Source organism: Diaphorobacter sp. B2A2W2 (genome assembly GCF_056730635.1).
Genome location: NZ_JBWZOR010000007.1, coordinates 158202 through 183709 on the forward strand (window position 1 = coordinate 158202; position 25508 = coordinate 183709).

Annotated in this window: 24 protein-coding genes and 1 other RNA gene; 14 read left to right on the forward strand and 11 right to left on the reverse strand. The window is 68.4% G+C overall.

All coding sequences use genetic code 11. The features are described 5' to 3' along the window. Nucleotides 1–30: 30 nt before the first annotated feature. Both AC1PPL_RS13305 and ruvA read right to left on the reverse strand, forming a co-directional pair. A complete protein-coding gene (locus tag AC1PPL_RS13305) occupies nt 31–1482 on the reverse strand; it encodes a trypsin-like serine peptidase (protein WP_479973487.1) in 1452 nt (483 codons plus the stop codon). Nucleotides 1483–1520: 38 nt separating this feature from the next. Further along, nucleotides 1521–2093: a Holliday junction branch migration protein RuvA gene (gene ruvA / locus AC1PPL_RS13310; protein WP_011806794.1), complete on the reverse strand. Its 573-nt coding sequence runs from the start codon at nt 2091–2093 to the stop codon at nt 1521–1523. A 56-nt stretch (nt 2094–2149) separates the two neighbouring features. Between ruvA and AC1PPL_RS13315 the strand changes: the two genes are divergently transcribed. The 3 genes from AC1PPL_RS13315 to AC1PPL_RS13325 all read left to right on the forward strand — a co-directional run bounded on the left by AC1PPL_RS13315 (nt 2150) and on the right by AC1PPL_RS13325 (nt 4562). Then, nucleotides 2150–3103, forward strand: a complete 954-nt coding sequence (locus AC1PPL_RS13315) for a PhoH family protein (protein WP_041838940.1) — start codon at nt 2150–2152, stop codon at nt 3101–3103. Between the two features lie 65 nt (nt 3104–3168). Then, a complete protein-coding gene (gene ybeY / locus AC1PPL_RS13320; protein WP_011806796.1) occupies nt 3169–3627 on the forward strand; it encodes an rRNA maturation RNase YbeY in 459 nt (152 codons plus the stop codon). A 158-nt stretch (nt 3628–3785) separates the two neighbouring features. Then, nucleotides 3786–4562: a sulfite exporter TauE/SafE family protein gene (locus tag AC1PPL_RS13325; protein WP_011806797.1), complete on the forward strand. Its 777-nt coding sequence runs from the start codon at nt 3786–3788 to the stop codon at nt 4560–4562. A gap of 26 nt (nt 4563–4588) precedes the next feature. Here the strand turns inward: AC1PPL_RS13325 and dbpA are convergent, their stop codons facing one another. Genes dbpA through AC1PPL_RS13340 form a run of 3 tightly spaced genes read right to left on the reverse strand, consistent with a single transcriptional unit; the run spans nt 4589 to nt 7428 of the window. Continuing rightward, nucleotides 4589–5998 (reverse strand): ATP-dependent RNA helicase DbpA, encoded by a 1410-nt coding sequence (dbpA, locus tag AC1PPL_RS13330; RefSeq protein WP_479973488.1) that lies wholly within the window; start codon nt 5996–5998, stop codon nt 4589–4591. A 9-nt stretch (nt 5999–6007) separates the two neighbouring features. After that, complete coding sequence (dtd, locus tag AC1PPL_RS13335; RefSeq protein ID WP_011806799.1) at nt 6008–6472, reverse strand: D-aminoacyl-tRNA deacylase; 465 nt, start codon at nt 6470–6472, stop codon at nt 6008–6010. Next, nucleotides 6469–7428, reverse strand: coding sequence for a cation diffusion facilitator family transporter (locus AC1PPL_RS13340; RefSeq protein WP_011806800.1), 960 nt, complete (start codon nt 7426–7428; stop codon nt 6469–6471). Before AC1PPL_RS13340 ends, dtd begins: the two co-directional genes overlap by 4 nt. A gap of 125 nt (nt 7429–7553) precedes the next feature. Here AC1PPL_RS13340 and AC1PPL_RS13345 point away from each other — a divergent pair, with 125 nt between their 5' ends. Beyond that, nucleotides 7554–9644: a putative bifunctional diguanylate cyclase/phosphodiesterase gene (locus AC1PPL_RS13345; protein ID WP_479973489.1), complete on the forward strand. Its 2091-nt coding sequence runs from the start codon at nt 7554–7556 to the stop codon at nt 9642–9644. A gap of 77 nt (nt 9645–9721) precedes the next feature. Then, on the forward strand, nt 9722–11203 hold the full coding sequence (locus AC1PPL_RS13350; protein WP_012655520.1) for an AMP nucleosidase: 1482 nt from the start codon (nt 9722–9724) through the stop codon (nt 11201–11203). Between the two features lie 72 nt (nt 11204–11275). On the opposite strand, the gene AC1PPL_RS13355 is transcribed toward AC1PPL_RS13350, so the two are convergent. Next, a complete protein-coding gene (locus AC1PPL_RS13355) occupies nt 11276–12526 on the reverse strand; it encodes an MgtC/SapB family protein (RefSeq protein WP_479973490.1) in 1251 nt (416 codons plus the stop codon). 178 nt (nt 12527–12704) lie between these two features. On the opposite strand from AC1PPL_RS13355, the gene AC1PPL_RS13360 reads away from it, so the two are divergent. The 4 genes from AC1PPL_RS13360 to AC1PPL_RS13375 are packed head-to-tail and all read left to right on the forward strand — an operon-like array spanning nt 12705 to nt 16303. Continuing rightward, on the forward strand, nt 12705–13646 hold the full coding sequence (locus AC1PPL_RS13360) for an ATP-binding cassette domain-containing protein (RefSeq protein ID WP_479973491.1): 942 nt from the start codon (nt 12705–12707) through the stop codon (nt 13644–13646). 1 nt (nt 13647) lies between these two features. Beyond that, the gene (locus AC1PPL_RS13365; RefSeq protein WP_012655518.1) at nt 13648–14457 is read left to right on the forward strand and encodes an ABC transporter permease; all 810 of its coding nucleotides are present in this window, start codon (nt 13648–13650) and stop codon (nt 14455–14457) included. Nucleotides 14458–14468: 11 nt separating this feature from the next. Further along, nucleotides 14469–14960 (forward strand): hypothetical protein, encoded by a 492-nt coding sequence (locus tag AC1PPL_RS13370; protein ID WP_088887735.1) that lies wholly within the window; start codon nt 14469–14471, stop codon nt 14958–14960. Next, nucleotides 14957–16303, forward strand: coding sequence for a GAF domain-containing protein (locus tag AC1PPL_RS13375; RefSeq protein ID WP_479973492.1), 1347 nt, complete (start codon nt 14957–14959; stop codon nt 16301–16303). Before AC1PPL_RS13370 ends, AC1PPL_RS13375 begins: the two co-directional genes overlap by 4 nt. A 20-nt stretch (nt 16304–16323) precedes the next feature. Here the strand turns inward: AC1PPL_RS13375 and AC1PPL_RS13380 are convergent, their stop codons facing one another. From AC1PPL_RS13380 to AC1PPL_RS13390, 3 genes are all read right to left on the reverse strand, one after another. Then, the gene (locus AC1PPL_RS13380) at nt 16324–16755 is read right to left on the reverse strand and encodes a hypothetical protein (protein WP_479973493.1); all 432 of its coding nucleotides are present in this window, start codon (nt 16753–16755) and stop codon (nt 16324–16326) included. Then, nucleotides 16752–17471 carry a hemerythrin domain-containing protein gene (locus AC1PPL_RS13385; protein WP_479973494.1) on the reverse strand — a complete coding sequence of 240 codons (720 nt, stop codon included), beginning with the start codon at nt 17469–17471 and terminating at the stop codon, nt 16752–16754. Before AC1PPL_RS13385 ends, AC1PPL_RS13380 begins: the two co-directional genes overlap by 4 nt. A 175-nt stretch (nt 17472–17646) precedes the next feature. Further along, the gene (locus tag AC1PPL_RS13390; RefSeq protein WP_479973495.1) at nt 17647–19242 is read right to left on the reverse strand and encodes a GMC family oxidoreductase; all 1596 of its coding nucleotides are present in this window, start codon (nt 19240–19242) and stop codon (nt 17647–17649) included. A 112-nt stretch (nt 19243–19354) separates the two neighbouring features. Between AC1PPL_RS13390 and AC1PPL_RS13395 the strand changes: the two genes are divergently transcribed. From AC1PPL_RS13395 to AC1PPL_RS13410, 4 genes are all read left to right on the forward strand, one after another. Beyond that, nucleotides 19355–20203, forward strand: a complete 849-nt coding sequence (locus AC1PPL_RS13395) for a 3-hydroxybutyryl-CoA dehydrogenase (RefSeq protein ID WP_088887740.1) — start codon at nt 19355–19357, stop codon at nt 20201–20203. Between the two features lie 20 nt (nt 20204–20223). After that, a complete protein-coding gene (locus AC1PPL_RS13400) occupies nt 20224–21024 on the forward strand; it encodes an HpcH/HpaI aldolase family protein (RefSeq protein WP_312130051.1) in 801 nt (266 codons plus the stop codon). A gap of 198 nt (nt 21025–21222) precedes the next feature. Then, nucleotides 21223–22482 (forward strand): YjgN family protein, encoded by a 1260-nt coding sequence (locus AC1PPL_RS13405; protein ID WP_103737195.1) that lies wholly within the window; start codon nt 21223–21225, stop codon nt 22480–22482. Between the two features lie 58 nt (nt 22483–22540). Next, on the forward strand, nt 22541–23665 hold the full coding sequence (locus AC1PPL_RS13410) for a M48 family metallopeptidase (protein ID WP_479973496.1): 1125 nt from the start codon (nt 22541–22543) through the stop codon (nt 23663–23665). A 65-nt stretch (nt 23666–23730) separates the two neighbouring features. On the opposite strand, the gene rnpB is transcribed toward AC1PPL_RS13410, so the two are convergent. After that, nucleotides 23731–24072, reverse strand: an RNA gene (gene rnpB / locus AC1PPL_RS13415) — RNase P RNA component class A. Nucleotides 24073–24121: 49 nt separating this feature from the next. Continuing rightward, nucleotides 24122–24292: a hypothetical protein gene (locus AC1PPL_RS13420; protein WP_015914283.1), complete on the reverse strand. Its 171-nt coding sequence runs from the start codon at nt 24290–24292 to the stop codon at nt 24122–24124. A gap of 243 nt (nt 24293–24535) precedes the next feature. Here AC1PPL_RS13420 and cysK point away from each other — a divergent pair, with 243 nt between their 5' ends. Next, on the forward strand, nt 24536–25453 hold the full coding sequence (gene cysK, locus AC1PPL_RS13425; RefSeq protein ID WP_287744072.1) for a cysteine synthase A: 918 nt from the start codon (nt 24536–24538) through the stop codon (nt 25451–25453). Nucleotides 25454–25508 lie beyond the last annotated feature (55 nt).

The following is a 25508-nucleotide window of genomic DNA, read 5'->3' on the forward strand; positions in this document are numbered from 1 at the left end:
GCCATCACCGCTGCGGCAATCAAGCCACGGTCAGAGCCCCGCTGCGGGATTCAGCCAGCGCCACAGCGCCGTGCGGTAGCTGGTGTCGAAACGGCCGTAATAGTCCACACCGCCGCGCGCAGTACAGCTGGCGGTTCCGCCCAGAAGCTGGCCCACCACATAGCGGCGCTCGCCAAACGTCACGAACGCGGCCGAGCCGCTGCTGCCGCGCTCCGTTGTGCCCTCCTGCCAGCCCAGCGTAAGGAAGGTGCCGTCGTCCACATTACTGGAACGGCAACTGTTGTCCACGCACGTGCTGTAGCGCTGCACGGAGCCCAGGCTGACCTTCTGCAGATCGCCCTGGGGGTGGTGCACACCCGCCAGCGCCGTGCCAACGCCCACCCCGCCAAAGTACGAGCCTGCATAGACGATGCCGGCAGGCGCCTGGCTGTTGAGCTGCATGAAGGCCGTGTCCGTGGTGGCCGACGCGTACAGCAGCGCCGCACCGCCGGTGACGCGCATGGCGGCAGGGTTCACAGTGGTGGTGCCGCAGCTGCTGGAACGGTAGAACCAGTCCGTGGTGAGCGTGGACGCCACGGACTGCGTGGAAATGCAATGGTTGGCGCTCAGGAAGTAGGGCGTACCGCTGGACGCGGCATCGTTGAGCAGCGTGCCGGTGCACAGGTAGCTCTTGCCATCGTCGTTCACATAGAACATAAGCGCCACCGAGCGGCTCTGGTCGTTGAACTCCGGCCGGCAGGTCGCGTCCACGTTGCAACTGCCCGACTCGCCCACCTTCTGGGCAAAGGCCTGCTCGGCCTGTGCGGGCGCCAGCGTGAAATGCGACAGCCGCGGCACGGACAGCCGGACGGCCGCTGGCGAGGCCGCAGCGGGAATCTCCACTTCCAGTGTGGTCTGCGGGCCGCTGAAGTCCGGGCTCCAATAGGTGCGCGCGGTGGTGTCATCCGCACCGCCACGCGCATTGCGCGCGGCCATGTCCCGCAGCTCGGACGCGCGCACCTCCATGGCCCCCGCTCCCTGCTCGCCGTAGAAGCGCAGCACCGCGCCCTCGGGCAGCGACTGCACGAGCACGCCCAGACGCACGCCATACGCTCCGTCGGCCGTGAAGCGCAGCGCAGCGGCCTGCGTGCCCCGCGCCGTCGGTTGCCAGCGCAGCAGGGCCGCAGTGGCCGCGACGGTAGCGGTGTCCGCCACGCTGCGCGCCTCGCCGATCTGCAAGGGCGTTCCGGGAGTGGCGGAGACCACGCCCTTCACGGCCGTGAGCGCGCCGAGGGCGATGGTGCGGGTTGCCTGCGCACTGACGACCGGGCTCACCGGCTGCTGCGAGGTGGCCACCTTGGCCGTGCCGCTGGGGTCGTAGGGCTCGATACGGTCGCCCGCCACCGGAGGCGCAGGAGAGGGCGTGTCGTTGCCGCCGCCGCCACAGGCAGCCAGTGCCAATACGAGGGGCAGCGTCGCCCAGCCGAGTCGGGATGGATTCATGGTGAAGATCTCCAGAGCGCGACCACCAGGCCGCGGGGTTACTTGGACAGGGACTTCAGCGCCAGCTTGATCCCCTCGCTCACTCCCACATCCGCCGGCAGCGCCTTGAGCGCCGCGGCGGCCTCCTTGTCGTTATAGCCCAGGGCCAGCAGCGCCTGCAGGATGTCGGCCTGGTTGTCGTTGGCCGCATGCGCACGCACGCCGACGTCCGCGCCCAGCTTGCCTTTCAGCTCCAGCAGCAGCCGCTCGGCGGTTTTCTTGCCGATGCCCGGCACTTTGACCAGGCGCCCTGCTTCCTGCAGCGAAACGGCCTGCGCCAGGTCCGCCACGCCCATGCCCGAGAGGATGGACAGCGCTGTGCGTGGCCCCACGCCGCTGATCTTGATGAGTTCGCGAAACGCCTGGCGCTCCTGCGCCGTACCAAAGCCGTACAGCAACTGCGCATCCTCGCGCACGATGAACTGCGTGAGCAGGCTCACCCGCTCACCCACGGCGGGCAGGTTGTAGAAGGTGCTCATGCTGACCTGCACCTCGTAGCCCACGCCGTGGCAGTCCACCAGCACCTCGGGGGGGTTCTTTTCCAGCAGCGTGCCGGTCAATTTGCCTATCATGGATGTCCTTTGCCGCGCCGGACACCCGCCGCGGAACTTCGACCGGAATTATCAGCGTGATCCTGCGCCACACCTTCACCCCCCATAACAACACGCGCCTGACCCATCTGTGCGGCCCCGCCGATGTGCACCTGCGCACCATCGAGGCGGCGCTGCAGGTCTCCATCGCCCACCGGCACGAGCAGTTCAAAGTGGACGGCCCCAAGGCCAAGGCCACGCAAGCCATGGAGTTGCTGCAGGCGCTGTACGAGATGGCGGATCGCCCCATCAAGGAAGAACACCTGCAGCTCATGCTGGCCGGCGACGCCAGCATGCAGGGCGATGACGAAGCCAGCGCCATCCAGCTCACCACGCGCCGCGCCGACCTGCGCGCGCGCACGCCCACGCAGGCCACCTACCTGGAAAACATCGCCACGCACGACATCACCTTCGGCATCGGCCCGGCGGGCACCGGCAAGACGTACCTGGCCGTGGCCTGCGCGGTGGATGCGCTGGAGCGCAGCAGCGTGCAGCGCATCGTGCTCACCCGCCCGGCCGTGGAAGCTGGCGAGCGCCTGGGCTTCCTGCCGGGCGACCTGACGCAGAAGGTGGACCCGTACCTGCGCCCACTGTATGACGCGCTGTACGACCTGATGGGCTTTGACCGCGTGCAGAAGGCCTTCGAGCGCAATGCGCTCGAGATCGCGCCGCTGGCCTTCATGCGCGGGCGCACGCTGAACAATGCCTTCGTCATCCTCGACGAGGCGCAGAACACCACGCCCGAGCAGATGAAGATGTTCCTCACGCGCATCGGCTTCGGCGCGCGCGCGGTGGTCACAGGCGACGTGAGCCAGATCGACTTACCCAAGGGCGCGATGAGCGGCCTGATCGACGCCGAGCGGGTTTTGAAGCGCGTCAAGGGCATCGCCGTCACGCGCTTCACCAGCGCCGACGTGGTGCGCCACCCGCTGGTGGCGCGCATCGTGGATGCCTACGACGCGCAGCGCAGCCGCCGCGGCGCAGGCGAGTAGTCGCCGGCCAAAAGCTCACAAATTCATAGCTGCTCGCGCTTGACTGATAAGCGCTGGAGGCCAATATGGCTCTGAACCAATTGTCCCTGTCCCTCCAATTCGCACGCGACGCGGAGGCCACCGCGCACCGCGCCACTCTGCCCCGCCACGCGGTTGCGCGCTGGATCCGCCACGCCCTGGCCGTGGATGCCGAGATCACGGTGCGCATCGTGGGCGCCGAGGAAGGCCAGCGCTTGAACCGCGAGTTCCGCCACAAGGACTACGCCACCAACGTGCTCACCTTCGACTACCAGCAAGAGCCCGTGGCCGTGGCCGATCTGGTGCTCTGCGCCCCCGTGGTCGAGCGCGAGGCCCGCGAGCAGAACAAGACGCTAGAGGAGCACTACGCCCACCTGCTGGTGCACGGCACGCTGCACGCCCAGGGCTGGGACCACGAAACCAGCGAACAGGACGCGCAGGAAATGGAGGCGTACGAGACCGCCATCCTGCAGGAGTTGGGCTTCGCGGACCCCTACGCGGCATAACTGGCAGGCGCTCACCACCGCGGGCGCCGGGGTGCGGAAAGCTGTTTTGCGCCCAGGTCACAAACGCGCCCGCCGGTGCGGCCTAAGATGCCGCGCGACCTGCGTCCTGCAGGTCCGCCTCTCACGCGGCGACCATCTCTTAAGGGAAGAACCCACGCATGGACATCCTGGGCTGGACGACCTCCATCGGCCACTTGGCACTTCTGCTCACCGCCGCATTCATCGCCGGTGCGCTCAACGCGGTAGCCGGCGGCGGCAGCTTCCTCACCCTGCCCGCGCTGGTGTTCACCGGCGTGCCGCCCGTGGTCGCCAACGCCACCGGCACTGTGGCCTTGCTGCCCGGCTACATGGCCGGTGCCTGGGGCTTTCGGGAAGACATGCAGCCGCCGCCGGGCCTGTCGATGCGCGCCGTGGTCGTGCTGTCGCTCATCGGCGGCTCGGCCGGTGCGGCGCTACTGCTGTTCACGCCCGACGCCACCTTCCGCAAGGTCGTGCCCTGGCTGCTGCTGGCGGCCACGGCACTCTTCGCCTTTGGCCCGCAGCTGCGGCAATGGGCCGGCAAAGCCGGCCATGGCACGCCCTCGGCTCTGAAAGCCGGCGCAGGCATGCTGGCGGTGGCGGCCTACGGGGGCTATTTCAACGGCGGCCTGGGCATCCTGCTGCTGGCGCTGTTCGGGCTGCTGGGGCAGACGCAGCTCAACGCCATGAACGGCATGAAGAACCTCGTGTCGGCCCTGCTCACGGCGATTGCCGTGGCCATCTATGCCGCGGGCGGCATCGTGCTGTGGCCGCAGGCCCTGGTGATGATGGTGGCCGCCACGTTGGGCGGCTATGGCGGCGCGCGCGTGGCACGCCAACTGCCTGCGCCGGTGCTGCGCTGGGGCATTGTGGCCACGGGGCTGGTGATGGCGGGGCTGTTCTTCCTGAAGGGCTGAACCCCGCCCCCAAGGCCCCAGGCGCGCTACAGCAAGCGCGCCTTCACCATCTTGCCTTTGACGCGGCCCGCATTCAGCTTGGCGCAGGCCTGGGCCGCGATGGCGCGGTCCACGGCCACGTAGGTGGAAAAATCGTTGACGCTGATCTTGCCGATCTGCTCGCGCGCATAGCCGAAGTCGGCGCACATGGCGCCCATCACGTCGCCGGCGCGGATCTTCTCCCTGCGCCCGCCGATGATTTGGATGGTGCACATGGGTGGCTGCAGTTCGCCCCCTGCCGTGGGGGTGAGTTCATCCACCGGAAAGAACTCGCACGCACGGCCTTGCAGCAATTCGATCCTGCCCACGCTGCCCATCTCATCCATGCTGACCAGGTTCAGCGCCAGCCCCTCGGCATCGCCACGGCCCGTGCGGCCGATGCGGTGGATGTGTACCTCGGGATCGGGCGTCACATCGACGTTGATCACGGCCGAGAGGTCGGCAATATCGATGCCGCGCGCCGCCACGTCGGTGGCCACGAGCACGCTGCAGCTCTTGTTGGCAAACTGCACCAGCACCTCGTCACGCTCGCGCTGCTCCAACTCGCCAAACAGGGCGAGGGCACTGAATCCCTGGCTCTGCAGCGCAGTCACCACGTTACGGCAATGCTGCTTGGTATTGCAGAAGGCAATGCTCGACGCAGGGCGAAAGTGCGAGAGCATGCGCGCCACCACGTCGACCTTCTCGCGTGCATCCACTTCATACCAGCGCTGCGCGATCTTGCCTGCACCGTGCTGCGCGGCCACCTTCACCATCTGGGGCGCGCGCATGAAACGCTGTGCCAGTCCCGCAATGCCGTCGGGATAGGTGGCGGAGAACAGCAGGGTCTGGCGCTCGGCCGGACACTGGCGCACCACGGTCTCAATATCGGCCAGGAAGCCCATGTCCAGCATGCGGTCGGCCTCGTCAAGCACCAAGGTCTTGAGGTTGGCGATGTCGAGCTTGCCGCGCTCCATCAGGTCCATCACGCGGCCCGGCGTGCCGACCACGATGTGGGCACCGTTCTCCAGCGAAGCAATCTGGCCGCGCGATGGCACGCCCCCGTACACAGTGACGACCTTGATGTTGTCTTGCGCACGCGCCAAGCGGCGGATCTCGGTGGCCACCTGATCGGCCAGCTCGCGCGTGGGGCACAGCACCAGGCCCTGGACGGCGAACCAGCGCGGGTTCAGCCGATCGACCATGGCCAAGCCAAAGGCCGCTGTCTTGCCGCTGCCGGTGCTGGCCTGGGCGATCAGATCCCGGCCCTGCAGGCTGAAGGGCAGGCTGGCGGCCTGGATGGGCGTCATCTGCGCATAGCCCAGCTGCTGCAGGTTGGCCAGCATTTCAGGGGACAGAGGCAGCGATGAGAAGGCGGTGGCGGACGGGGCAGGCGACGCGCCTGAAGAGATGGTCATGGTCGCCAATTATCCCGGCGGCGCTATCCGCAGCGGAAGGGTCACCGGCCCGTCGTTGACCAGGTGCACCTGCATGTCGGCGGCAAAGCGGCCCGTGGCCACCATGGGGTGCACGGCGCGCGCCTGGGCGACGAAGTAGTCGTACAGCCGCTCCCCCTGCGCCGGCGGTGCCGCCTGCGTGAAGCTGGGCCGGTTGCCGCCGCGCGTGTCGGCGGCCAGGGTGAACTGGCTGACGATGAGCAGGCCGCCGCAGGTGCCCTGCCCGTCCAGGTCCTGCACGCTGCGGTTCATCTTGCCGGCCTCGTCGCTGAAGATGCGCAGCTTGAGCATTTTGGCCAGCAGCTTGTCGGCCTGCGCCTCGCTGTCGCCCTGCTCGGCGCACACCAGCGCCAGCAGCCCCGGGCCGATGCGGCCCACGATCTCGCCGGCCACTTCCACGCGCGCCTCGCGCACGCGCTGCAGCAGGCCGATCATGTGCCGGCTCCTCCCGGCGCGGCCGCCTCGGCAGTCTCGAACACCGTAGCCTGCCCCTCGGGCAGCAGTTCGATGGTGGCGCGCAGGCCGGGCACGGCCTGCATCAGGGCCTGCTCGACGGCGGTGCGCTGCTCGGCGGCGTGCCCCAGCGTCCAGTGCGCGGGCACATGCATGTGCAGATCCACGTAGTTGCGCGCGCCGGCGCGGCGCGAGGTGAGGCTGTCGAAATACACCACCCCTGCGCTGGCGTGGTTGTGCTCGCCCAACACCGTGAACACGCGCGCCAGCAGGCTGGGCTCCATGGCCTCGTCCATGAGGCCCTGCGAGGCGCGCCAGATCAGTGCGCCCCCTTCGCGCAGGATGTTCAACGCCACCGCGATCGCCACCAGCGGGTCCAGCCACAGCCAACCGGTGGCGCCAGCGGCCAGTAGCCCGCCCACCACGCCGATGGAGGTCCACACATCGGTCATCAGGTGCCGCGCATCGCCTTCCAGCGCCAGCGACCGGTGCACCTGCGCCGCGCGCAGCATGCCCCAGGCCAGCAGGCCGTTGCAGGCCGTGCTCAACAGCGACAGGCCCATGCCCCAGCCCAGTTGCTCCAGCGGTTGCGGGTGCATCAGCCGCAGCACGGCCGCCCAGAGGATGGCGATGCTGGCCCCCACGATGAGAATGCCCTCGAAGCCGGACGAGAAATATTCCGCCTTGTGGTGTCCGTAGGGGTGGTCCTCGTCCGCCGGGCGGCGCGCAATGGTCACCATGGCCAGCGCGAACATCGCGCCCGCCAGATTGACGAACGACTCCAGCGCATCCGACAGCAGGCCTACTGAGCCGCTGACCCACCAGGCCAGCGTCTTGAGCACGATGGTGAGCAGGGCTACGCCCACCGAGGCGCGCAGCAGGTTGTGGGGCGTCATCCACGCGGGAACGCTCAAGGGGCCGGAGGGTGCGGAAGGCATACAGCGATTATCCCGCCGCCGTGCCGCCCTGCTGGCACACAAGCGCCCGGCGCGCCGCCGGACTCGCCTGCTCGCCAAAGGCCAGGCGTTGAGATATAAGCTCCGGGACCGACCGCCCACTGGATATGCCCTCCCCTCGCCCCGCTGCCTCCCCCTCCCTGCCCGACCTGGGCCCCCGCGCCAGTGATGCGCTGCTGCGGCTCATCGCCGACTCGGTGCCCGTCATGCTGGCCTATTACGAATCAACCAGCCTGCGCTGCGTGTTCGCCAACCAGCGCTATGCCGCTTTCAGCGGGCAAACGGTGCAGAGCATCATCGGCAAGACGGTGCGCGAGGCAATCGGCGAAAAGGCCTGGCAGGAGATCCTGCCCTACGTGCAGCGCGCGCTGGCTGGGGAGAGCGTTCAGTACACCCGCGAATACGCCGGCCCGCAGGGGCGCGCGCATATGCTGGAGATCAGCCTGCAGCCGCACTTCGGGGTGCGCGAAGGACGCAACGCGATGGTGGGTGCATTCGTGCTCATCAACGACATCACCCACCACTGGGAGGCCGAGCGCGCCGTGCGCCAGAGCGAGGAGCGCATGCGCAAGTTCGCCATCGCTACCGAGGAGGGACTTGCCTTTCACCGCGACGGGCGCATTCTGGATGCCAACGAAGCGCTGCAGCGCATGGTCGGCTATTCGCTGGCCGAGCTCGTAGGCCAATCCATCTTCGATTTCGCGCTGCCCGAGTACCGCGCGCTGGCCGTGGAATACACGCGCCGCGGCAGCGAGAAGCCCTACGAGCTCGCCATGCGCCACAAGGACGGTCGCGTGATCCCGATCGAGGTGGTGGGCAAGACCATGCCCCAGCAGGAGGGTGACTACCGCGTGGTGGTGGTGCGCGACATCACGGCGCGCAAGCAGGCGCAGGAGCAGGCGCGCTTCCTGGTGCTGCATGACACGCTGACCCAACTGCCCAACCGGCGCCACCTCATGATGCAGCTGGCACGCATGGCGAGTGCCGCGCAGGAGCGGCAGACCCGCGCCGCCGTGCTGTTCATCGACCTGGACCACTTCAAGACGGTCAACGAGTCGCTGGGAAACCAGGCCGGCGACCAGCTGCTGATCGAGATTGCGCGGCGCCTGCAGGACGGAGTGAAGGCCACCGACTTCGTCGCGCGCGTGGGCGGCGACCAATTCATCGTGCTGCTGCCCGACCTGGCCAACCGCGCCGCAGCGGCCGAAGTGGCCGATGCGCTGCTGGCGCGCGTGCGCGCCGAGTTCGCCATCGGTGGCACGCCGCTGTCGCTGTCGCCTTCCATCGGCATCAGCGTCTTTCCGGACGACGGCTACAGCCCCGACGAGCTGCTGCGGCGCGCCGACGCGGCCATGCACCACACCAAGGAAAGCGGGCGGGGCACGCGCATGTTCTATGAACCGGGCATGGAAGGCCAACCCACGGAGCTGCTGCAGCAAGAGCACCTGCTGCGCGAGGCCGTGTTCCAGGGGGCCTTCGCACTGCACTACCAGCCCCAGGTGCGGGTGGCCGACGGCCGGCTGGTGGGCTTTGAGGCGCTGGTGCGTTGGCGACACCCGGTGCGCGGCCTCGTGGGGCCGGATGAGTTCATTCCGCTCGCCGAATCGCGCGGGCTCATCACGCCCATTGGCCGCTGGGTGCTGCACGAAGCCTGTCGCCAGCTCAAGGCATGGCACGACGAAGGGCTGCCCCGGGTGCCCGTGGCGGTGAACCTCTCGGCCATCGAGTTCCGCCAGCGCGACGTGGTGGGCGAGATCGCCCAGGTGCTGCAGTCCGCGGGGCTCGCACCGCAGTACCTGGAGGTGGAGATCACCGAATCCGCCCTCATGCAGCAGGCCGACCACACGCGCACCACCCTGCAGGCCCTGCAGGCCCTGGGCGTTGCCGTAACGGTGGACGACTTCGGCACGGGCTACTCGTCGCTGGCCTACCTCAAACGCTACCCGCTGGACAAGATCAAGGTGGACCGCTCCTTCGTCACCGACACGCCTGCCGACAGCGAAGACGTGGCCATCGTCACCGCCATCATCCAGCTCGCGCACAGCCTGCAGCTGCAGCCCGTGGCCGAAGGCGTGGAGACCGCGGAGCAGCTCGCGCTGCTGCAGCGCCTGGGCTGCGAACTGGCGCAGGGCTTTGGCATCGCACCGCCCATGGATGCGCAGCGCGCCCGCGAGTGGCTGCGCGCCCAGGCCGAGTGAGCAGCCGGCCCGGCCCGGCGCCGTGCCCACGCTGACACATGCGGCGCGGACAATAGGCGGCGTGGACAATAGGCACCATGGCTCAGATCCCCGCACTTCCCGATCCCACCTTCCACGCGACCGAGACCGAGGCGCTGGCCCAGGTGCAGCGCATCTACCAGCAGCAGATCGACCATCTGCGCAGCGCCATGCAGCGCTTCGTGGCGGGAGAGACGCCCGCCGCACCCGTGCGCGCGTTCTATCCCTTCGTGCGCGTGCAGACCAGCACCGTGGCGCGCGCGCCCACGCACCTGGCCTATGGCTTCGTGGAGGGGCCGGGGCGCTACGAGACCACGCTCACGCGGCCTGACCTGTTCGCCGACTACTACACGGAGCAGCTGCGCCTGTTGCGCGCCAGCCACAACGTCGAGCTGGAAGTGGGCGTGAGCAATCAGCCCATCCCCATCCACTTCTCGTTCGCCGAGCACGACCACATCGAAGGCACGCTCAGCCCCGAGCGGCGCATGCTGATGCGCGACGTGTTCGACCTGCCCGACCTGGAGGCCATGGACGACGGCATTGCCAACGGCACCTGGTCGCCGCGCGCTGGCGAGGCGCAGCCGCTGTCGCTGTTTACCGCGCCGCGCGTGGACTATTCGCTGCACCGCCTGCGCCACTACACCGGCACGCAGCCCGAGTGGTTCCAGAACTTCGTGCTGTTCACCAATTACCAGTTCTACATCGACGAGTTCGTGCGCCTGGGCCATGCCGAGATGGCCAAGCCCGACAGCGAGTACATCGCCTTCATTGAGCCGGGCAACGTGGTCACGCGCCGCACGGGCCTGCCCGCGCAGGTCGGCGACGACCTGGGCGTGGCCCCGGCCCGCCTGCCGCAGATGCCCGCCTACCACCTCGTGCGCGCGGACCGCAGCGGCATCACCATGGTCAACATCGGCGTGGGCCCGAGCAACGCCAAGACCATCACCGACCACATCGCCGTGCTGCGCCCCCACGCCTGGATGATGCTGGGCCACTGCGCGGGCCTGCGCAACAGCCAGCAGCTGGGCGACTACGTGCTGGCCCACGCCTACGTGCGCGAGGACCATGTGCTGGACGAGGAGCTGCCGCTGTGGGTGCCCATCCCCGCGCTGGCCGAGATCCAGATGGCGCTGCAGCAGGCCGTGGCCGACGTGACGCAGATGCCGCAAGACCAGCTCAAGCGCATCATGCGCACCGGCACCGTGGCCAGCACCGACAACCGCAACTGGGAATTGCTGCCCGACAACATGCCCCAGCGCCGCTTCAGCCAAAGCCGCGCAGTGGCGCTGGACATGGAAAGCGCCACCATCGCCGCCAACGGTTTTCGCTTTCGCGTGCCCTACGGCACCCTGCTGTGCGTGAGCGACAAGCCGCTGCACGGCGAGATCAAGCTGCCCGGCATGGCCAACCATTTCTACCGCGAACGCGTGGACCAGCATCTGCGCATCGGCATGCGCGCCATCGACATCCTGCGCGCGGGCGGTGTGCACCGGCTGCACAGCCGCAAGCTGCGCAGCTTTGCCGAGGTGGCGTTCCAGTAGCCGCAGCCATTGCTATTTCATCGATAGCTGCTCGCGCTTATCCCATAAGCGTTTGAGCCGCTTTTTATCAATTTAGAGTAGCAACAGCACCGCGACGAAGGCCAGCGTGTGCAGCACCACGCCGCCACCGGCCGCCACGGCATAACGCCAGCCCCCGCTGACCAGCGCCGTCACGCATTTGCTGACGGCGTGCACGCTCAGCCCCGCCGCCAGCGCGCTCACCAGGCTGGGCCCCACGGGGTCCAGCGGCCGGCCCTGCGACATGATGGCCGCGGCGGCCGCATGGACGTCGGCCAGCGCCGCCACCAGGGCGCCGGCCAGCAGGCCCGCGTCGCCCCACCAGCCGCGCAGTGCCTGCACCAGCACCTGCACAGCCGTGAGCAGCGCGGCGATCAGCAGCGCGTCGCGCAGCTTGAACAGCGCCGTGCCGTCCACGTCCGCCGGGGCCGGCGCCTCACCCGCGGGCATGCTGCGCAGCAGTGCCCACCCCCAGACCAGCGCCACCACCCCGCCCGCCAGTGCCGGCGCCCACAACCGCACCAGCCACTGGGGCTGCACGGTGGCCGCCACCACCAGGATCTGCGCCATGGTCGCCACGCACGACAGCACGGCCGCGCCCCCCTGCGCGCGCACGGGCTCGCGCCCCTCGCGCACGGCCACGCCCAGGCTGGCGATGGTGGCGGTGCTGGAGATGAAACCCGAGGCCAGCGCCGACAGGGCGTTCGCGCGGCGCGCGTCCATGAGCCGGCGCGCCAGATGTGCCAGCGCCTGGATCACCAGCAGCACCACCACCAGGCGCACCAGCACCTGGGGGTTCAGCGCCTCCCCCCACAGGGGCTGGTTGGGCGCCAGCGGCAATACCAGCAGCGCCAGCGCAGCCAGGATCAGCCCGCCCCGCACCTCGCCCTGGCGCAGCCACTCGCGCGAAAACTCGTGCAGCACCTCACGCGCCGCCAGCAGGCTGGTCACGGCGACGGCCAGCCCCGCCGCCACGGGCAGGCTCTGCGTGCACAGCACGCCGATCAGGTAGGCCAGCAGCAGCGCGATCTCGGTGGTCACGCCGGGGTCTTCGGAGCGGTCGCGCGCATAGGCCACCACGCCCAGCAGCGCAATGAACACCGCGCCCACCGCCACCAGCGCCTCGCTGCCCAGCAGCGCCGCCGTCGCACCCGACACGGCCGCCAGCGTGAACGAGCGCACGCCCGCGAGCGCGCGCAACGGGCCCTGGCCCTTGCGCCGTTCGCGCTCGATCCCCATCAGCAGGCCGCTGCCCAGGGCGCCCGCCAGAACGGCCAGCGTGTCCTGGAAGCCGGTTGTGTCCATGGTGTCCATCGTGGTTGGTTGGCTTTGACGATTGGACCATGGAAAGCGGGCATCCAAAGGGCGCCCCGCTCTCAGAAAACTCTGGTTCTGATAGCTATCAGCGCTTGTCAATAAAGCGCCAGCGCCATTTTTCTCATAAACCTCTGCAATGGCGCGGTCTTCCCCCCACAATCGCGCCATGCAAGTGCTTCTGGAAGCCCGCGACCTGCGCAAGCGCTATGGCACCGCCACCGTGGTGAATGGGCTGTCGTTCGCCATCGCGCCGGGGGAGTGCCTGGGCGTGATCGGCCCCAACGGCGCGGGCAAAACCACCACCCTGCGCATGTGCCTGGGCCTCACGGCGCCCGACGAGGGCAGCGTGCACTTTCACCCTGGCGGCGGCGCTGCGCCGCTCGCCATGCCGCAGGACGCGCTGGCCATCAAGGCCCAACTGGGCGTGGTCACGCAGTTCGACAGCCTGGACCCGGACTTCAGCTGCGCCGAAAACCTGCGCGTGTTCGGCCGCTACTTCGGCCTGAAGGGCACGGCCATGGCGCAGCGCATCGCGCCGCTGCTGGAGTTCGCCGCGCTCACGGCCAAGGCCGACGCGCGGCCGGGCGAACTGTCGGGGGGCATGCGCCGGCGCCTGTCGCTGGCGCGCGCATTGGTCAACAACCCGCGCCTGCTGCTGCTGGACGAGCCCACCACCGGCCTGGACCCGCAGGCGCGCCACCTGATGTGGGAGCGGCTGCAGCAGCTCTTGCAGGGCGGCAAGGCCATCCTGCTGACGACGCACTTCATGGATGAGGCCGAGCGCCTGTGTTCGCGCCTGCTGGTGCTGGACCATGGCCGCAAGATCGCCGAAGGCACGCCGCGCGCGCTGATCGCCGAGCACCTGGAGCCCGACGTGGTCGAGGCCTACGGCCCCGGCGCGCTGGCCCTGGCGCAGGATGCGCAGTTGCGTCCGCTGGCGCGGCGTGTGGAAGTCAGCGGCGAGACCGTGTTCTTCTACACGCAGGACGCCCGCCCGCTGCTGCAGGCGCTGTCGGCCCACGGCAGCCTGCGCACCCTGCACCGGCCCGCGAACCTGGAGGATCTGTTCCTCAAGCTCACCGGACGTCAAATCCGCGAGGAAGGCTGACATGCCCACGCCCACCACGCCCAGCCCCTGGCGCGCGCCCGACCTGTCGACGCGCTGGTGGCCCGTGTTCCTGCGCAACCTGCTGGTGTGGCGCAAGCTGGCGGTACCCAGCCTGCTGGGCAACATCGCCGAGCCGCTGATGTGGCTGGTGGCCTTCGGCTACGGCATGGGGGCGCTGGTGGGACAGGTGCAGGTGGGCGGGCAGAACGTGCCCTACATCCTGTTCCTGGCCAGCGGGTCGATCTGCATGAGCGCCATGAATGCGGCCAGCTTCGAAGCGCTGTACTCGGCCTTCTCGCGCATGCATGTGCAAAAGACCTGGGACGGCATCATGAACGCCCCCATCAGCCTGGACAGCGTGCTGCTGGCCGAGATGCTGTGGGCCGCATTCAAGGCGCTGTTCACCACCACCGCCATCCTGGGGGTGATGCTCGCGCTGGGCATCAGCTACAGCCCCAAGCTGATCGTGGCCTGGCCGGTGCTGCTGTGCGTGGGCATTATGTTCTCCAGCATCGCGCTCATCTTCAATGCGCTGGCCAAGGGCTATGACTTCTTCACCTATTACTTCACGCTGGTGCTCACGCCCATGATGTTCCTGTCGGGTGTTTTCTTCCCGCGCGAACAGCTGCCCACAGCCATACGCCTCGCCTCGGACTGGCTGCCGCTCACCAATGCCGTGGAGCTGGTGCGCCCCCTCTTCATGGACCAGTGGCCGCAGCACCCGCTGCGCCACGGCCTGGTGATCGCCGTGACCACCGTGGCCGCGTACTGGGTGGCCCTGGCGCTCACCCGCAAGCGCTTTCGCGCCTGAGCCTTTCACGCATGCCTACGCTTCTGAGCGCCGAATACATCGCCCTGGTGGACCGGGGCGTCTCCACCATCGTGGCCTCGCGCGACGCGCAGTTGCGCCCCAGCGTCATGCGCGCCGTAGGCGCGCGCATCAGCACCAACGGCCAGCGCATCACGGTCTTCCTGCGGCGAAGCCAGTCACGACAGCTTCTGGCCGACATTGCCACCACCGGCCACATTGCCGTGGTCTTCAGTGACCCGCCCTCGCACCGCACGGTGCAGGTCAAGGCCACCGCCGCCGTGCAACGTGCCGTGCTGCCGGCCGACGAGCCCGCGCTGCAAAGCTACCTGTCCGCCATGCAGCATGCCGTGGCCCAGGTGGGCTATGGCCCGCAGTACACCGCGGCCATGCTGAATGCACCACGGGACGATCTGGTGGCAGTGGAGTTTTCACCCGAAGCCGCGTTCGACCAGACCCCCGGCCCGCATGCCGGCGAACCGTTGCGCAAGGAGCGCCAGCCGTGAACGTGCCGCCCACCCTGCGCTCCATCCGCGCCTGCCTGGAGGGCGCGATTCCTGCCATCATGGCCACCTGCGCCCCCGACGGCACGCCCAACGTGGCCTACATCTCACAGGTGGTCTACGTCGATGAGCAGCATGTGGCCCTGTCGTTCCAGTTCTTCAACAAGACGCGCGCCAACATCCTCGCCAACCCCTATGCCAGCGTACTGGTGCTGGACCCCGTGACAGCGCGCTGCTTTCGCCTGCACCTGCGCTTCTTGCGCACGGAGGCGGAAGGCGCACTGTTCGAGCGCATGCGCGCGCAGCTGGCGGGCATCGCCTCGCACAACGGCATGGAGGGCGTCTTTGAACTCAAGGGATCGGATGTCTACGCCGTCGAGCGCATCGAACCCGTGCCCGGAGAAGGACTGGCACCCAGCCCCGCGCAACTGCCACGCGCCGATCTGCTGGGCGCCGTGCGCCTGTGCAGCCAGCGCCTGGCGCGCTGCACCACGCTCGACGAGCTGCTACAGACACTGCTGGCGGGCCTGCACGAGCATCTGCACGTGCAGCATGCGATGGTGCTCATGCTGGATGCGCAAGCGGGCCACCTGTACACCGTGGCAAGCCATGGCTACACACATTCGGGCGTGGGCTCGGAGATCAAGCTGGGCCAGGGCGTGATAGGCGTGGCCGCGCGCGAAGCCACGCCGGTACGCATCAGCCACATGACCCATGCCGCGCTGTACAGCCATGCCATGCGCAGCAGCCTGGGACAGAGCGCGCCCGCGCACGAGATTCCCTACCCGGGCCTGCCCGCGCCGCACAGCCAGCTGGCCGTGCCCCTGGTGAGCTGCGGCCGCACCCTGGGGGTGCTGTTCGTGGAAAGCCCGCTGGACCTGCAGTTCCGCTACCCCGAGGAAGATGCGCTGGTGGCGCTGGTAGGACAGCTGGCCACCGCGATCGACCTGCTGCAGTCGGCCGACGAAGCCACGGAGGCATCGCAAGAACCCGCGCCCGCGCCGGCGCCGCGGGGGGCGCCCGTGCGGGTGCGGCATTTCGCGGTGAACGACAGCGTGTTCGTCAATGACACCTACCTCATCAAGGGCGTGGCGGGCGCGATCCTGTGGAAGCTGCTGCGCGACCATGAGCGCACCGGACGCCAGGACTTCAGCAACCGCGAACTGCGTCTGGACCCCAGCCTGCGCCTGCCAGGCGTGGCCGACAACCTGGAGGCGCGCCTGCTGTTGCTGCAGCGCCGACTGCAGGAAAGCGACACCGGCATCCATATCGACAAGACCGGCCGTGGGCGACTGCGGCTGCGCCTGGACGCACCTGCGCAGTTGGAAGAGATGGCCGGCGGTTGAAGGTCGCGCCGCCGCGGCGCTCACTTGATTGGGCGCCGGCGCAGCAACTCGATGTTGGCGCGCTGCTCTGGGGTGAAGGATGCCAGCGCTTTGGTGCGCGAAGCCTTGTCAGCCAGCGATTCCATAGCGAGGAACATGCCCGCGTGCAGTGCGGCATACACCGCCGTGGCGTACTCGATGCTGCTGACCCGGTGGCGGGCCAGCAAGGCACGGATGCGCGGATCCGCATCCAGCTGACGCGCCAGCTCCTGAACGGACTGCGCGTCCGGCTCGTCGTCGTCGCCGGGACGAGCGGCTTCTGGCGATGCAGCCTGCAGTGCCTCCATGCGCTCCAGCAACTGGGGCGTGAGCCGAAAGCGTTCAGGGGGCGGGGGGCCCGCAGCCAGGGCACTCGCGCTGGCCACGCAAAGCCAGAATGCAGCCAGGGTATGGCGCAGCAACCAATGGCTCATCGCGCAAGCTCCAAAGCACGTGCCAGTTTGCCCCACTCGCCATCCGACAGGTGCGGACGCATGACACTCAATGCCGTGTCAAAGATGCCGGGAGGCGCATTGCGCCGCATGTCACCGAGCACCATGGCCCGCTCGCTCGGGGTCATGCTGGGCAGCATCCAGCGCAGCGTGACGAGCATCTCGTCCGGCGGTATCGACGCGACCAGCGCACCCTCGATGGCAGCCAGTTCCGCGTCGCTGTAATGCGCCCAGAGCACCGCGTTGTGCGCCGTCTCCTCCAACTGCATGTGCTCGAAGTTGTGTGCCACGAACAGCGCCAGCTGCTGGTACAGCGCGTGGGCCACGCGCGCTCGCCGCTCGCGCGGGCATTGCATGAGCTGCTGCGCCGCATCCGCCAGCGCCGCAATCGCCTGCCCATGACCATCATGTTCCTGCTCAACCGCGGCGGCGCTGCCAGGTGCATGGCGCTCCATGGCGGGATGCACGTAGGTTTTCTCGTGGTACAGGTGCGCGCGGCAAAAGCTCAGCAGCTGCAGCACGCGTGCGCCGGCCTGGGACAGTTCGAGGTCGTCCTCGGCGTCCACACGACCCAGGCCCAAGAGTGTGTCGACCATATAGGCACGCAAGGCCTTGTGGATGAAGGCATAGAGGTCCATGCGCGGTGCGGCGGCGTCGGCCTGCGCGAGCGCGGTGATTTCCTGAGGGTTGAATTGCATCGTTGGTTCCGGTTCTTGTGGGTGTTGCGGCTTGGGAGCCTCGCCTTCCCATGGGGCACATCGTGTGTCTCACAGGTGCTGTGCAGTCTAGGAACGGCGCAGCGCGCGTGCTGCTAAAAAACGCTTATGCGAACCCTCAAAATTTCTTAAGCGCGCACTGCCGAACCGGAACGCGTCATGCAGCCTGGCGCAGCAAGTCCACCGCGCGCTCGGCAATCATCACCGTGGGTGCATTCGTGTTGCCGCTCACAATGCGCGGCATGATGGATGCGTCCACCACACGCAGAGCCTGCAGGCCATGCACACGCAGCTGGGCATCCACCACGTCCAGCGGACCGCAGCCCATGCGGCACGTGCCCACGGGGTGGTAAATGGTGTCGGCCCAGTCGCGGATGAACTGCTCGATCTGTGCATCGCTTTGCGCACGGGACGAATGGGACAGCTCACACGCGCCCAGGCTGGCCAGGGCGGGCTGCGCCAGGATCTCGCGCATGCGCCGCACGCCGCGCACCATGCGCTGCATGTCGTCGGGATCACTGAAGAATGCCGGGTCCACCAGCGGAGCGGCCGCCGGGTCGGCGCTGGCCAGCGTCACCCGGCCGCGGCTTCGGGGCTGCAGCAGGCATACATGGCAGGAATAGCCATGGCCCCATGTGGCCCGCCGGCCGTGGTCCAGCAGCTTGCCGACCACGAAGTGCAGCTGCAGGTCGGGCAACGGCTCCTCGGGGCGACTCTTGATGAAACCTCCTGCCTCGGCGAAGTTGGTGGTCAGCATGCCGCTGCGGTGCGCACGCCACTCCCGCACGCCGCGCAGCACGTTCAGCGCCCCGGGCAGTGACAGGCCGAAGAGGTCCGTCAACCGCGGTGCGTCCATCACCTGCACCACGTCGGGATGGTCGTGCAGATGCGCGCCCACGCCCGGAAGATCGTGCACCACGCCAATGCCGTGGCTCTGCAACTGCGCGCCCGGCCCCACACCCGAGAGCATGAGCAATTGCGGCGATAGCAGCGCCCCCGCCGACAGCAGCACCTCACGCGTGGCGCGCACCTGCTGCGGCTGGCCGCCTCGGCGGTATTCCACGCCCGTGGCGCGCCGGCCCTCGAACAGGATGCGCGTGGCCTGCGCGCCGGTCACGACCTGCAGATTGGTCCGGCCCAGGTGGGGCGTGAGGTAGGCCTTGGCCACGCTGAAGCGTTCGCCCGCCCGGTGCGTGACCTGGTAGAGACCCACTCCCTCCAGTTGCGCGCCGTTGAAGTCGTCATTGCGTGGATGGCCAGCCTGCACGCCGGCTTCGACGAAGGCGCGGCTGGCACGCTGCGGCGACTGCAGGTCCGCCACATTCAGCGGCCCATCCGTGCCGTGCCAGGCGCTTGCACCGCGCTCGTTGTGCTCGGCCCGGAGAAAGTACGGCAGCACGTCGTTCCAGCCCCAGCCTGCATTGCCGGCCGCAGCCCAGTGGTCGTAGTCGCTGGCGTGGCCGCGCGCGTAGATCATGGCGTTGACCGAGCTGGAACCACCCAGCACCTTGCCGCGCGGCTGGTAGCCCCGACGCCCGCCCAGGCCCGCCTGCGGCGTGGTGTGCAGCCCCCAGTTGAAGGCGCCGCTGCGCGCCATGGCGGCCAGCCCCGCCGGGCAATGGATGAGCACACTGGCATCGCTGCCGCCCGCCTCCAGCAGGCACACGCGCACCGTGGGGTCCTCGCTCAGCCGCCCCGCCAGCACGCAGCCCGCCGAGCCGCCACCGATCACGACATAGTCGAACTCACGCATGCAGTGTCCCCTCGTTGTATGGCGATGCTGCAACGCAGCAGCAGACGCGCGATTGCCGATACCATCACGGCATCGTTTTTTTCTCACTACTACACTTTCAAGGGACATTTATATGACGATTTCGACCGTTGGCATCATCGGCGCGGGCACCATGGGCAACGGCATTGCCCAGGCATGCGCTGTGTCGGGCATCAATGTGGTGATGGTGGACATCTCCGACGCCGCCGTGCAAAAGGGCGTGGCCACCGTAGCAGGCAGCCTGGACCGCCTGATCAAGAAAGAAAAGATCACCGAAGCCGACAAGAGCGCCGCCCTCGCGCGCATCAAAACCTCCACCAGCTACGACGACCTGAAGGCCGCCCAGATCGTGATCGAGGCTGCCACCGAGAACTACGAACTCAAGCTCAAGATCCTCAAGCAGGTGGACGCGCTGGTGGCGCCCGAAGTGATCATTGCGTCCAACACCTCTTCGATCTCCATCACCAAGCTGGCCGCCGCCACGTCGCGCGCAGACCGGTTCATCGGCATGCATTTCTTCAACCCCGTGCCGATGATGGCGCTGGTGGAGATCATTCGCGGCCTGCAGACTTCCGACGCCACGCACGACGCGGTGAAGCAGCTCTCCGAGCGCCTGGGCAAGTCGCCCATCACTGTGAAGAACGCCCCCGGCTTCGTGGTCAACCGCATCCTGGTGCCCATGATCAACGAGGCCTTCTTCGTGCTGGCAGAGGGCCTGGCAACGCCCGAGGACATCGACGCCGGCATGAAGCTCGGCTGCAACCAGCCCATCGGCCCGCTGGCGCTGGCCGACATGATCGGTCTGGACGTGTGCCTGGCCGTGATGGACGTGTACCTGACCGAGTTCGGCGACAGCAAGTACCGCCCCTGCCCGCTGCTCAAGGAGATGGTGGCCGCCGGCCGCCTGGGCCGCAAGACCGGCCGCGGCGTGTACCAGTACTGACCTGACCCAGACCACCTGCCATGCCCGTTCGCAACCCCTTCAAGCACGCACTGGCCGCCGGTCAGGCGCAGATCGGCATCTGGTCCACCCTGCCATCACCCCTGGTCACCGAGCTGATCGCGGGATCGGGCTTTGACTGGGTGCTGCTGGACACGGAACACACGCCCAGCGACGTACCGCTCATGGTGCAGCAGCTGCAGGCCGTGGCCGCCGGCTGCCGGGACCACACGCACGGCGTGGTGCGCCCGGCCTGGAACGACCCGGTGCTGATCAAGCGCTACCTGGACATCGGCGCGCAAACGCTGCTGCTGCCCTTCGTGCAGAACGCGGACGAGGCGCGCGCCGCCGTGGCCGCCATGCGCTACGCGCCGCGCGGCATCCGCGGCATGGGCGGCTCCATGCGCGCCTCGGACTTCGGCCGCGACGCGGCCTATGTACGCGATGCGGAGAACGAGCTCTGCCTGCTGGTGCAGGTGGAGACGGCCGAGGCGCTGGAGCAGATTGAGGCCATCGCCGCGGTGGAGGGCGTGGACGGAATCTTCATCGGCCCGGCCGATCTGTCCGCCAGCATGGGCTTCCCGGGTGATGCCAACCACCCCACGGTGCGCGCCGCGATCGACGACGCGATCCGCCGCATCCGCGCGGCCGGCAAGGCACCCGGCATCCTCGTGGTGGACGAAGCCCGGGCGCGCGAATGCCTGGCCCTGGGCGCGCAGTTCGTGGCCGTGGGCATGGACATGCTCCTGCTGCGCCAGGCCGCGGACGGGCTGGCCGCGCGCTTCCGGCCAGGCGCACGCGGGCCCGTCGTCACGAGCTACTGACCCCGAGCGCCGCCCGCGCGGTCGGCGCTTCCGCCTACCAAACCGCCCGCCACAGCGTGTCCCGGTCGTCAATCTCGCTACATTAGCTATAGCTGCCAGCGGTGATATGGCGGCGGTTCCAGCTTTCTACGTCTAGAAAAATTCCATCTGGGCGCTGCGCTACACTGCGCGCCAACAACCACCAGAGAGGGAAAAACCATGGACGTCCAGGTATCGTCCGAGCGCGCGCGGGCGCGCTCTGGGCTGCGCTCGTCCTTCGAGTCACAAGACATCGAGCCACACGCCATGCGCTTCACGGGCAGCGGCGGCGAGTACTTCCGCGTGTGGATCGTGAACGTACTGCTGAGCATTCTGACGCTGGGTCTGTACACCCCCTGGGCGCGGCGGCGTACGGCTCAGTACTTCTACGGCCACACGCTGGTGGCAGGCAGCCCCCTGGAATTCACCGCGCAGCAGCGGCGCATGGTGGTGGGCTTCGTCGTGCTGCTGCTGCTCACGGTCGCCTACCAGTTGGCCGTCAACACGGGGCAGGACACGGCCGTGGGCCTTTTCATCCTGGGCGGCGCGGCCCTGTCGCCACTGATCTGGGGCAGCGCCATGCGCTTTCGCCTGGCCAACACGCGCTGGCGCGGGCTGCGTCTGCAGTTCGCAGCGAGTTGGCGCGAGGTCTACACCGCCAGCTGGCCTGTGTTCGCTCTGGCACTGGTGTGGCTGGGCGTGTTCTGGGGCCTGCAGTCCCTGGCCCCGGCCGCGGTGGTGAACGAGGAAACCGGCCGCAAGCTGCCCGAGGTCACCGCGCCGCTGATAGGTCTGGTGGCGCTGGGCCTGCTGCTCACGGTGCTGTGCATCATCCGGCTGGAGTTCAACTACCGCAGCCTCCTGGTGCTGCGCTCACGCATCGGCAACGAGGCCGGCCGCTGGAAGCCCGTGTACATGGATTTCGTGAAGCTGTGGCTGGCCACGCTGGCGGTGTTTCTCGTCTCGCTGCTGGTGCTCGTCGCGCTGGTCGCGGGCCTCTTCACGGGCTCGCTCGGACTCGTGTCCAAGCTGGGCAAGGGCGGGATGGGGTTGGGCATCTTCGTGCTGATCATGGCGGCCTTCGTGGGAGCGCTGCTGGCGATGATGCTGGCCACCGCGCCGGCACGCGCCTATCGCGAGGCCGCGCTGTTTCGCCTGACCTGGAGCAACATCGGTGTGAGCCGCATCGCGCGCTTCAAGTGCAACCTCAGCACGGGTGGCTATGTGCTGCTGCGGCTGCGCAACATGCTGCTCACGGTACTGACACTGGGGTTCTTCCGCCCGTTCGCCATGGTGAGCGAATACCGCATGAAGCTCGAATCCGTCACCGTACATGTGAAGGGCGGCGTGGACCAGGTGGCGGGGCGCCTGGGCCGGCAGCAGCCGGGCGGCATCGGCGATGCGCTGGCTGACGCGGCGGGCCTGGACCTGATCGGATGACCGGCCGCCCCAAAACACCTTCGCCCGGCGCCCCCTTGCGGAGACGCGATTGACGGGCATGGTGCTCGCCCATTGGTTCGACGGGCGCAGCAGCCGACCGCGCGCGGTGCAGGTGCGGCTGCTGCCCGCGCCCGACGGCCCCGCGCTGGAACTGCATGTGCCCGGTGCGCCGCCGCGCCGCTTTGCCCACCGCGCCGTGGCCTGGCCCGAGGCCTGGAACGCCCGGCGTCCGCAACCAAAACTCGTGGCCGATCTGGGCGACGACGGCAGCCTGGAGATCGACGACCCCGCCGCCTGGCAGGCCGCGCTGGATGCGGCCGGCCACCGGCCGGGGCTGGCGCAGCGCATGCAAACGCGCTGGGGCGTGTTTGCCGTCGTCCTGGTGCTGGCCGTGGCCGGGTTGTTCGCGTTCTACCGCCACGGCACGCCCTGGCTGGCCGCGCAGCTCACGCGCCATGTGCCGCTGGCCTGGGAGGTGGCGCTGGCCCAGAGTGCGCTGGCGCAGATGGACGCGGGCACGCTCAAGCCCACCACGCTCACACCTGCGCGCCAAGCCGCGCTGCGCGCACGTTTCGATGCGCTGCTGACCGCTTCGCCCGCGGCGCTGCAGCGCTATGGCAGTTACGCGCCGCACTACACGCTCGCGTTCCGCTCCGGCCTGGGGCCCAATGCCTTCGCCTTGCCCGGCGGCACGGTGGTGATGACCGATGCGCTGGTGGAAACCGCCCGCGCGCAACGCCTGGACGACGACGCGCTGGTGGGCGTGCTGGCACACGAGATCGGCCATGTGGCCCACCGGCATACCACGCGCATGCTCGTCGAGCAGGGGGTGCTGCAGGTGGGTCTGGGGCTGGCGCTGGGTGACGTGTCCGGCCTGGTGGCCACGGGCAGTTCGTTGCTCACGGGCCTGGCCTACAGCCGCAGCCATGAGCGCGAGGCCGACTGCCACGCGCTCGCACTGATGCGCCATGCCGGCCTGCCCACCGCACCGATGGGCGATCTGCTGTTGGCCATGCTGCGGGACGAGGATTCCACACCCCCCTCCCCGCAGGCCGGCAAGGCCCCGTCCACGTCCGAGGACCCGCCGCAATCCCACGGCCTGTGGACGCTGCTGAGCACCCACCCGGACACGCTGGAGCGCGCCAACGCGCTGCGCGCCGGCCATGCACCGTATTGCTCCTGAGCGCTCCTGAAAAAAGAGCTGCCAGCGCTTGATTGTCAAGGGCTGGCAGCTGTTTTGGCATAAAAGTGTGAAGCGCGCCGATAAGCCGGATTCTGTGCACTGCGGTTGCCCGCAGCGTGACCGCCATTAATCTGGGCCGGGTGTCACCACCACGGCTCGGTGCTACCTACCCGCCAGCTCCGCGGAACCACGTCAACGCTGGCCTACTTGGTATTGCTGCGCGTAGAGATTGCCCGTTTCACCCCCAGTGGTCTGCCTTCGCAGGCACTCCCCCGGGACTCGTCTCTGTTGCTCTGATCCTCACCTCACGGTGGGCAGCCGTTAGCTGCTACGCTGTCCTGTGCAGTCCGGACGTTCCTCCAGTGCCTGGTTTCCCAGATTGCACCAGCGGCGGTCTGGCGTGCTTCACGGGCGCAATTATCCGCGTTTCTCCGCTGCGGCGCGCGGCCGGCGCGCTCAATGCGCGGGCAATAACTGGAAGATGTTGTAGGCGATGAGCAGCAGCGCGCCCACGATGCCCACCATCATCAGCGCCGGGCCCCAGCGCGACTCGCGCGCCGAGAAACCGATCAGCATCAGCGCACAGCTCGCGGTGAGCATGAGCATGGTGGTATGCAGCAAGGTCATGGCGCAGGAGGGAAAGTGAAGACGAGACCATTGTCGCGCGCACACCCGACCGATGGCGCAGGCGGGCGCGCACGCGCCGGCAAATCTTGATGCATATCAATCAAGCCGACCCACAGGCGGACGATTCACGCCGGCGCCATATCCACAGCGGGAATATCCATATCGCGACGCCGCTGAACGACTCCCCCACAATGGACGCCTCTCCCGCTTTGCCGGATTCCCACCCTCTACCCTGGAGACACCATGCGAGTCGACAACATCCTGCACACCATCGGCAACACCCCCCATGTGCGCATCAATCGCCTGTTCGGCGCGGGTGCCAACGTGTGGGTGAAGTCCGAGCGCGCCAACCCCGGCGGTTCCATCAAGGACCGCATCGCCCTGGCGATGGTCGAGGCGGCCGAGCGCAGTGGCGCTCTGCAGCCCGGCGGCACCATCATCGAGCCCACCTCGGGCAACACCGGCATTGGCTTGGCGCTGGTAGCGGCCGTCAAGGGCTATCAGCTGGTGCTGGTGATGCCTGACAGCATGTCCATCGAACGCCGCCGCCTGATGCTGGCCTACGGCGCCCGCTTCGACCTCACGCCCAAGGATAAGGGCATGAAAGGCGCCATCGCCCGCGCGCAGGAACTGGTGGCCGCGACACCCGGCAGTTGGATGCCCCAACAGTTCGAAAACCCGGCCAACGTCGAGGTGCACATGCGCACCACGGCGCAGGAAATCGCCGCCGACTTCCCCGACGGGCTGGACGCACTCGTCACCGGTGTTGGCACGGGCGGGCACATCACGGGCGTGGCGCGCGTGCTCAAGGCGCAGTTTCCGCAGCTCAAGGTGTTCGCGGTGGAGCCTTCGCAATCGCCCGTGCTGTCGGGCGGCCAGCCCGGCCCGCACCCCATCCAGGGCCTGGGCGCGGGCTTCGTGCCGCAGATCATGGACACCAGCCTGCTGGACGGCGTGATCCAGGTCGAGGCCGAGCCCGCGCGTGAATACGCCCGCCGCGCCGCGCGCGAGGAAGGGCTGCTGGTGGGCATTTCCTCCGGCGCCACACTGGCCGCCATTGCCCAGAAGCTGCCCGAGTTGCCCGCGGGCGCGCGGGTGCTGGGCTTCAACTACGACACCGGCGAACGCTATCTGTCGGTCGAGGGTTTCCTGCCCGCCTGACACGCCTGGCGCACCTTTTTGACAAGGCCCCGCAAGGGGCCTTTTTTATGCCTTG

Excerpts from the sequence above, each read along its gene's own strand:
- AC1PPL_RS13305 (WP_479973487.1), bottom strand. The coding sequence starts at position 1,482 with ATGAATCCATCCCGACTCGGCTGGGCGACGCTGCCCCTCGTATTGGCA.
- ruvA (WP_011806794.1), bottom strand. The coding sequence starts at position 2,093 with ATGATAGGCAAATTGACCGGCACGCTGCTGGAAAAGAACCCCCCCGAG.
- ybeY (WP_011806796.1), top strand. The coding sequence starts at position 3,169 with ATGGCTCTGAACCAATTGTCCCTGTCCCTCCAATTCGCACGCGACGCG.
- AC1PPL_RS13325 (WP_011806797.1), top strand. The coding sequence starts at position 3,786 with ATGGACATCCTGGGCTGGACGACCTCCATCGGCCACTTGGCACTTCTG.
- dbpA (WP_479973488.1), bottom strand. The coding sequence starts at position 5,998 with ATGACCATCTCTTCAGGCGCGTCGCCTGCCCCGTCCGCCACCGCCTTC.
- dtd (WP_011806799.1), bottom strand. The coding sequence starts at position 6,472 with ATGATCGGCCTGCTGCAGCGCGTGCGCGAGGCGCGCGTGGAAGTGGCC.
- AC1PPL_RS13340 (WP_011806800.1), bottom strand. The coding sequence starts at position 7,428 with ATGCCTTCCGCACCCTCCGGCCCCTTGAGCGTTCCCGCGTGGATGACG.
- AC1PPL_RS13345 (WP_479973489.1), top strand. The coding sequence starts at position 7,554 with ATGCCCTCCCCTCGCCCCGCTGCCTCCCCCTCCCTGCCCGACCTGGGC.
- AC1PPL_RS13350 (WP_012655520.1), top strand. The coding sequence starts at position 9,722 with ATGGCTCAGATCCCCGCACTTCCCGATCCCACCTTCCACGCGACCGAG.
- AC1PPL_RS13355 (WP_479973490.1), bottom strand. The coding sequence starts at position 12,526 with ATGGACACAACCGGCTTCCAGGACACGCTGGCCGTTCTGGCGGGCGCC.
- AC1PPL_RS13360 (WP_479973491.1), top strand. The coding sequence starts at position 12,705 with ATGCAAGTGCTTCTGGAAGCCCGCGACCTGCGCAAGCGCTATGGCACC.
- AC1PPL_RS13365 (WP_012655518.1), top strand. The coding sequence starts at position 13,648 with ATGCCCACGCCCACCACGCCCAGCCCCTGGCGCGCGCCCGACCTGTCG.
- AC1PPL_RS13370 (WP_088887735.1), top strand. The coding sequence starts at position 14,469 with ATGCCTACGCTTCTGAGCGCCGAATACATCGCCCTGGTGGACCGGGGC.
- AC1PPL_RS13380 (WP_479973493.1), bottom strand. The coding sequence starts at position 16,755 with ATGAGCCATTGGTTGCTGCGCCATACCCTGGCTGCATTCTGGCTTTGC.
- AC1PPL_RS13385 (WP_479973494.1), bottom strand. The coding sequence starts at position 17,471 with ATGCAATTCAACCCTCAGGAAATCACCGCGCTCGCGCAGGCCGACGCC.
- AC1PPL_RS13390 (WP_479973495.1), bottom strand. The coding sequence starts at position 19,242 with ATGCGTGAGTTCGACTATGTCGTGATCGGTGGCGGCTCGGCGGGCTGC.
- AC1PPL_RS13395 (WP_088887740.1), top strand. The coding sequence starts at position 19,355 with ATGACGATTTCGACCGTTGGCATCATCGGCGCGGGCACCATGGGCAAC.
- AC1PPL_RS13400 (WP_312130051.1), top strand. The coding sequence starts at position 20,224 with ATGCCCGTTCGCAACCCCTTCAAGCACGCACTGGCCGCCGGTCAGGCG.
- AC1PPL_RS13405 (WP_103737195.1), top strand. The coding sequence starts at position 21,223 with ATGGACGTCCAGGTATCGTCCGAGCGCGCGCGGGCGCGCTCTGGGCTG.
- AC1PPL_RS13410 (WP_479973496.1), top strand. The coding sequence starts at position 22,541 with ATGGTGCTCGCCCATTGGTTCGACGGGCGCAGCAGCCGACCGCGCGCG.
- AC1PPL_RS13420 (WP_015914283.1), bottom strand. The coding sequence starts at position 24,292 with ATGACCTTGCTGCATACCACCATGCTCATGCTCACCGCGAGCTGTGCG.
- cysK (WP_287744072.1), top strand. The coding sequence starts at position 24,536 with ATGCGAGTCGACAACATCCTGCACACCATCGGCAACACCCCCCATGTG.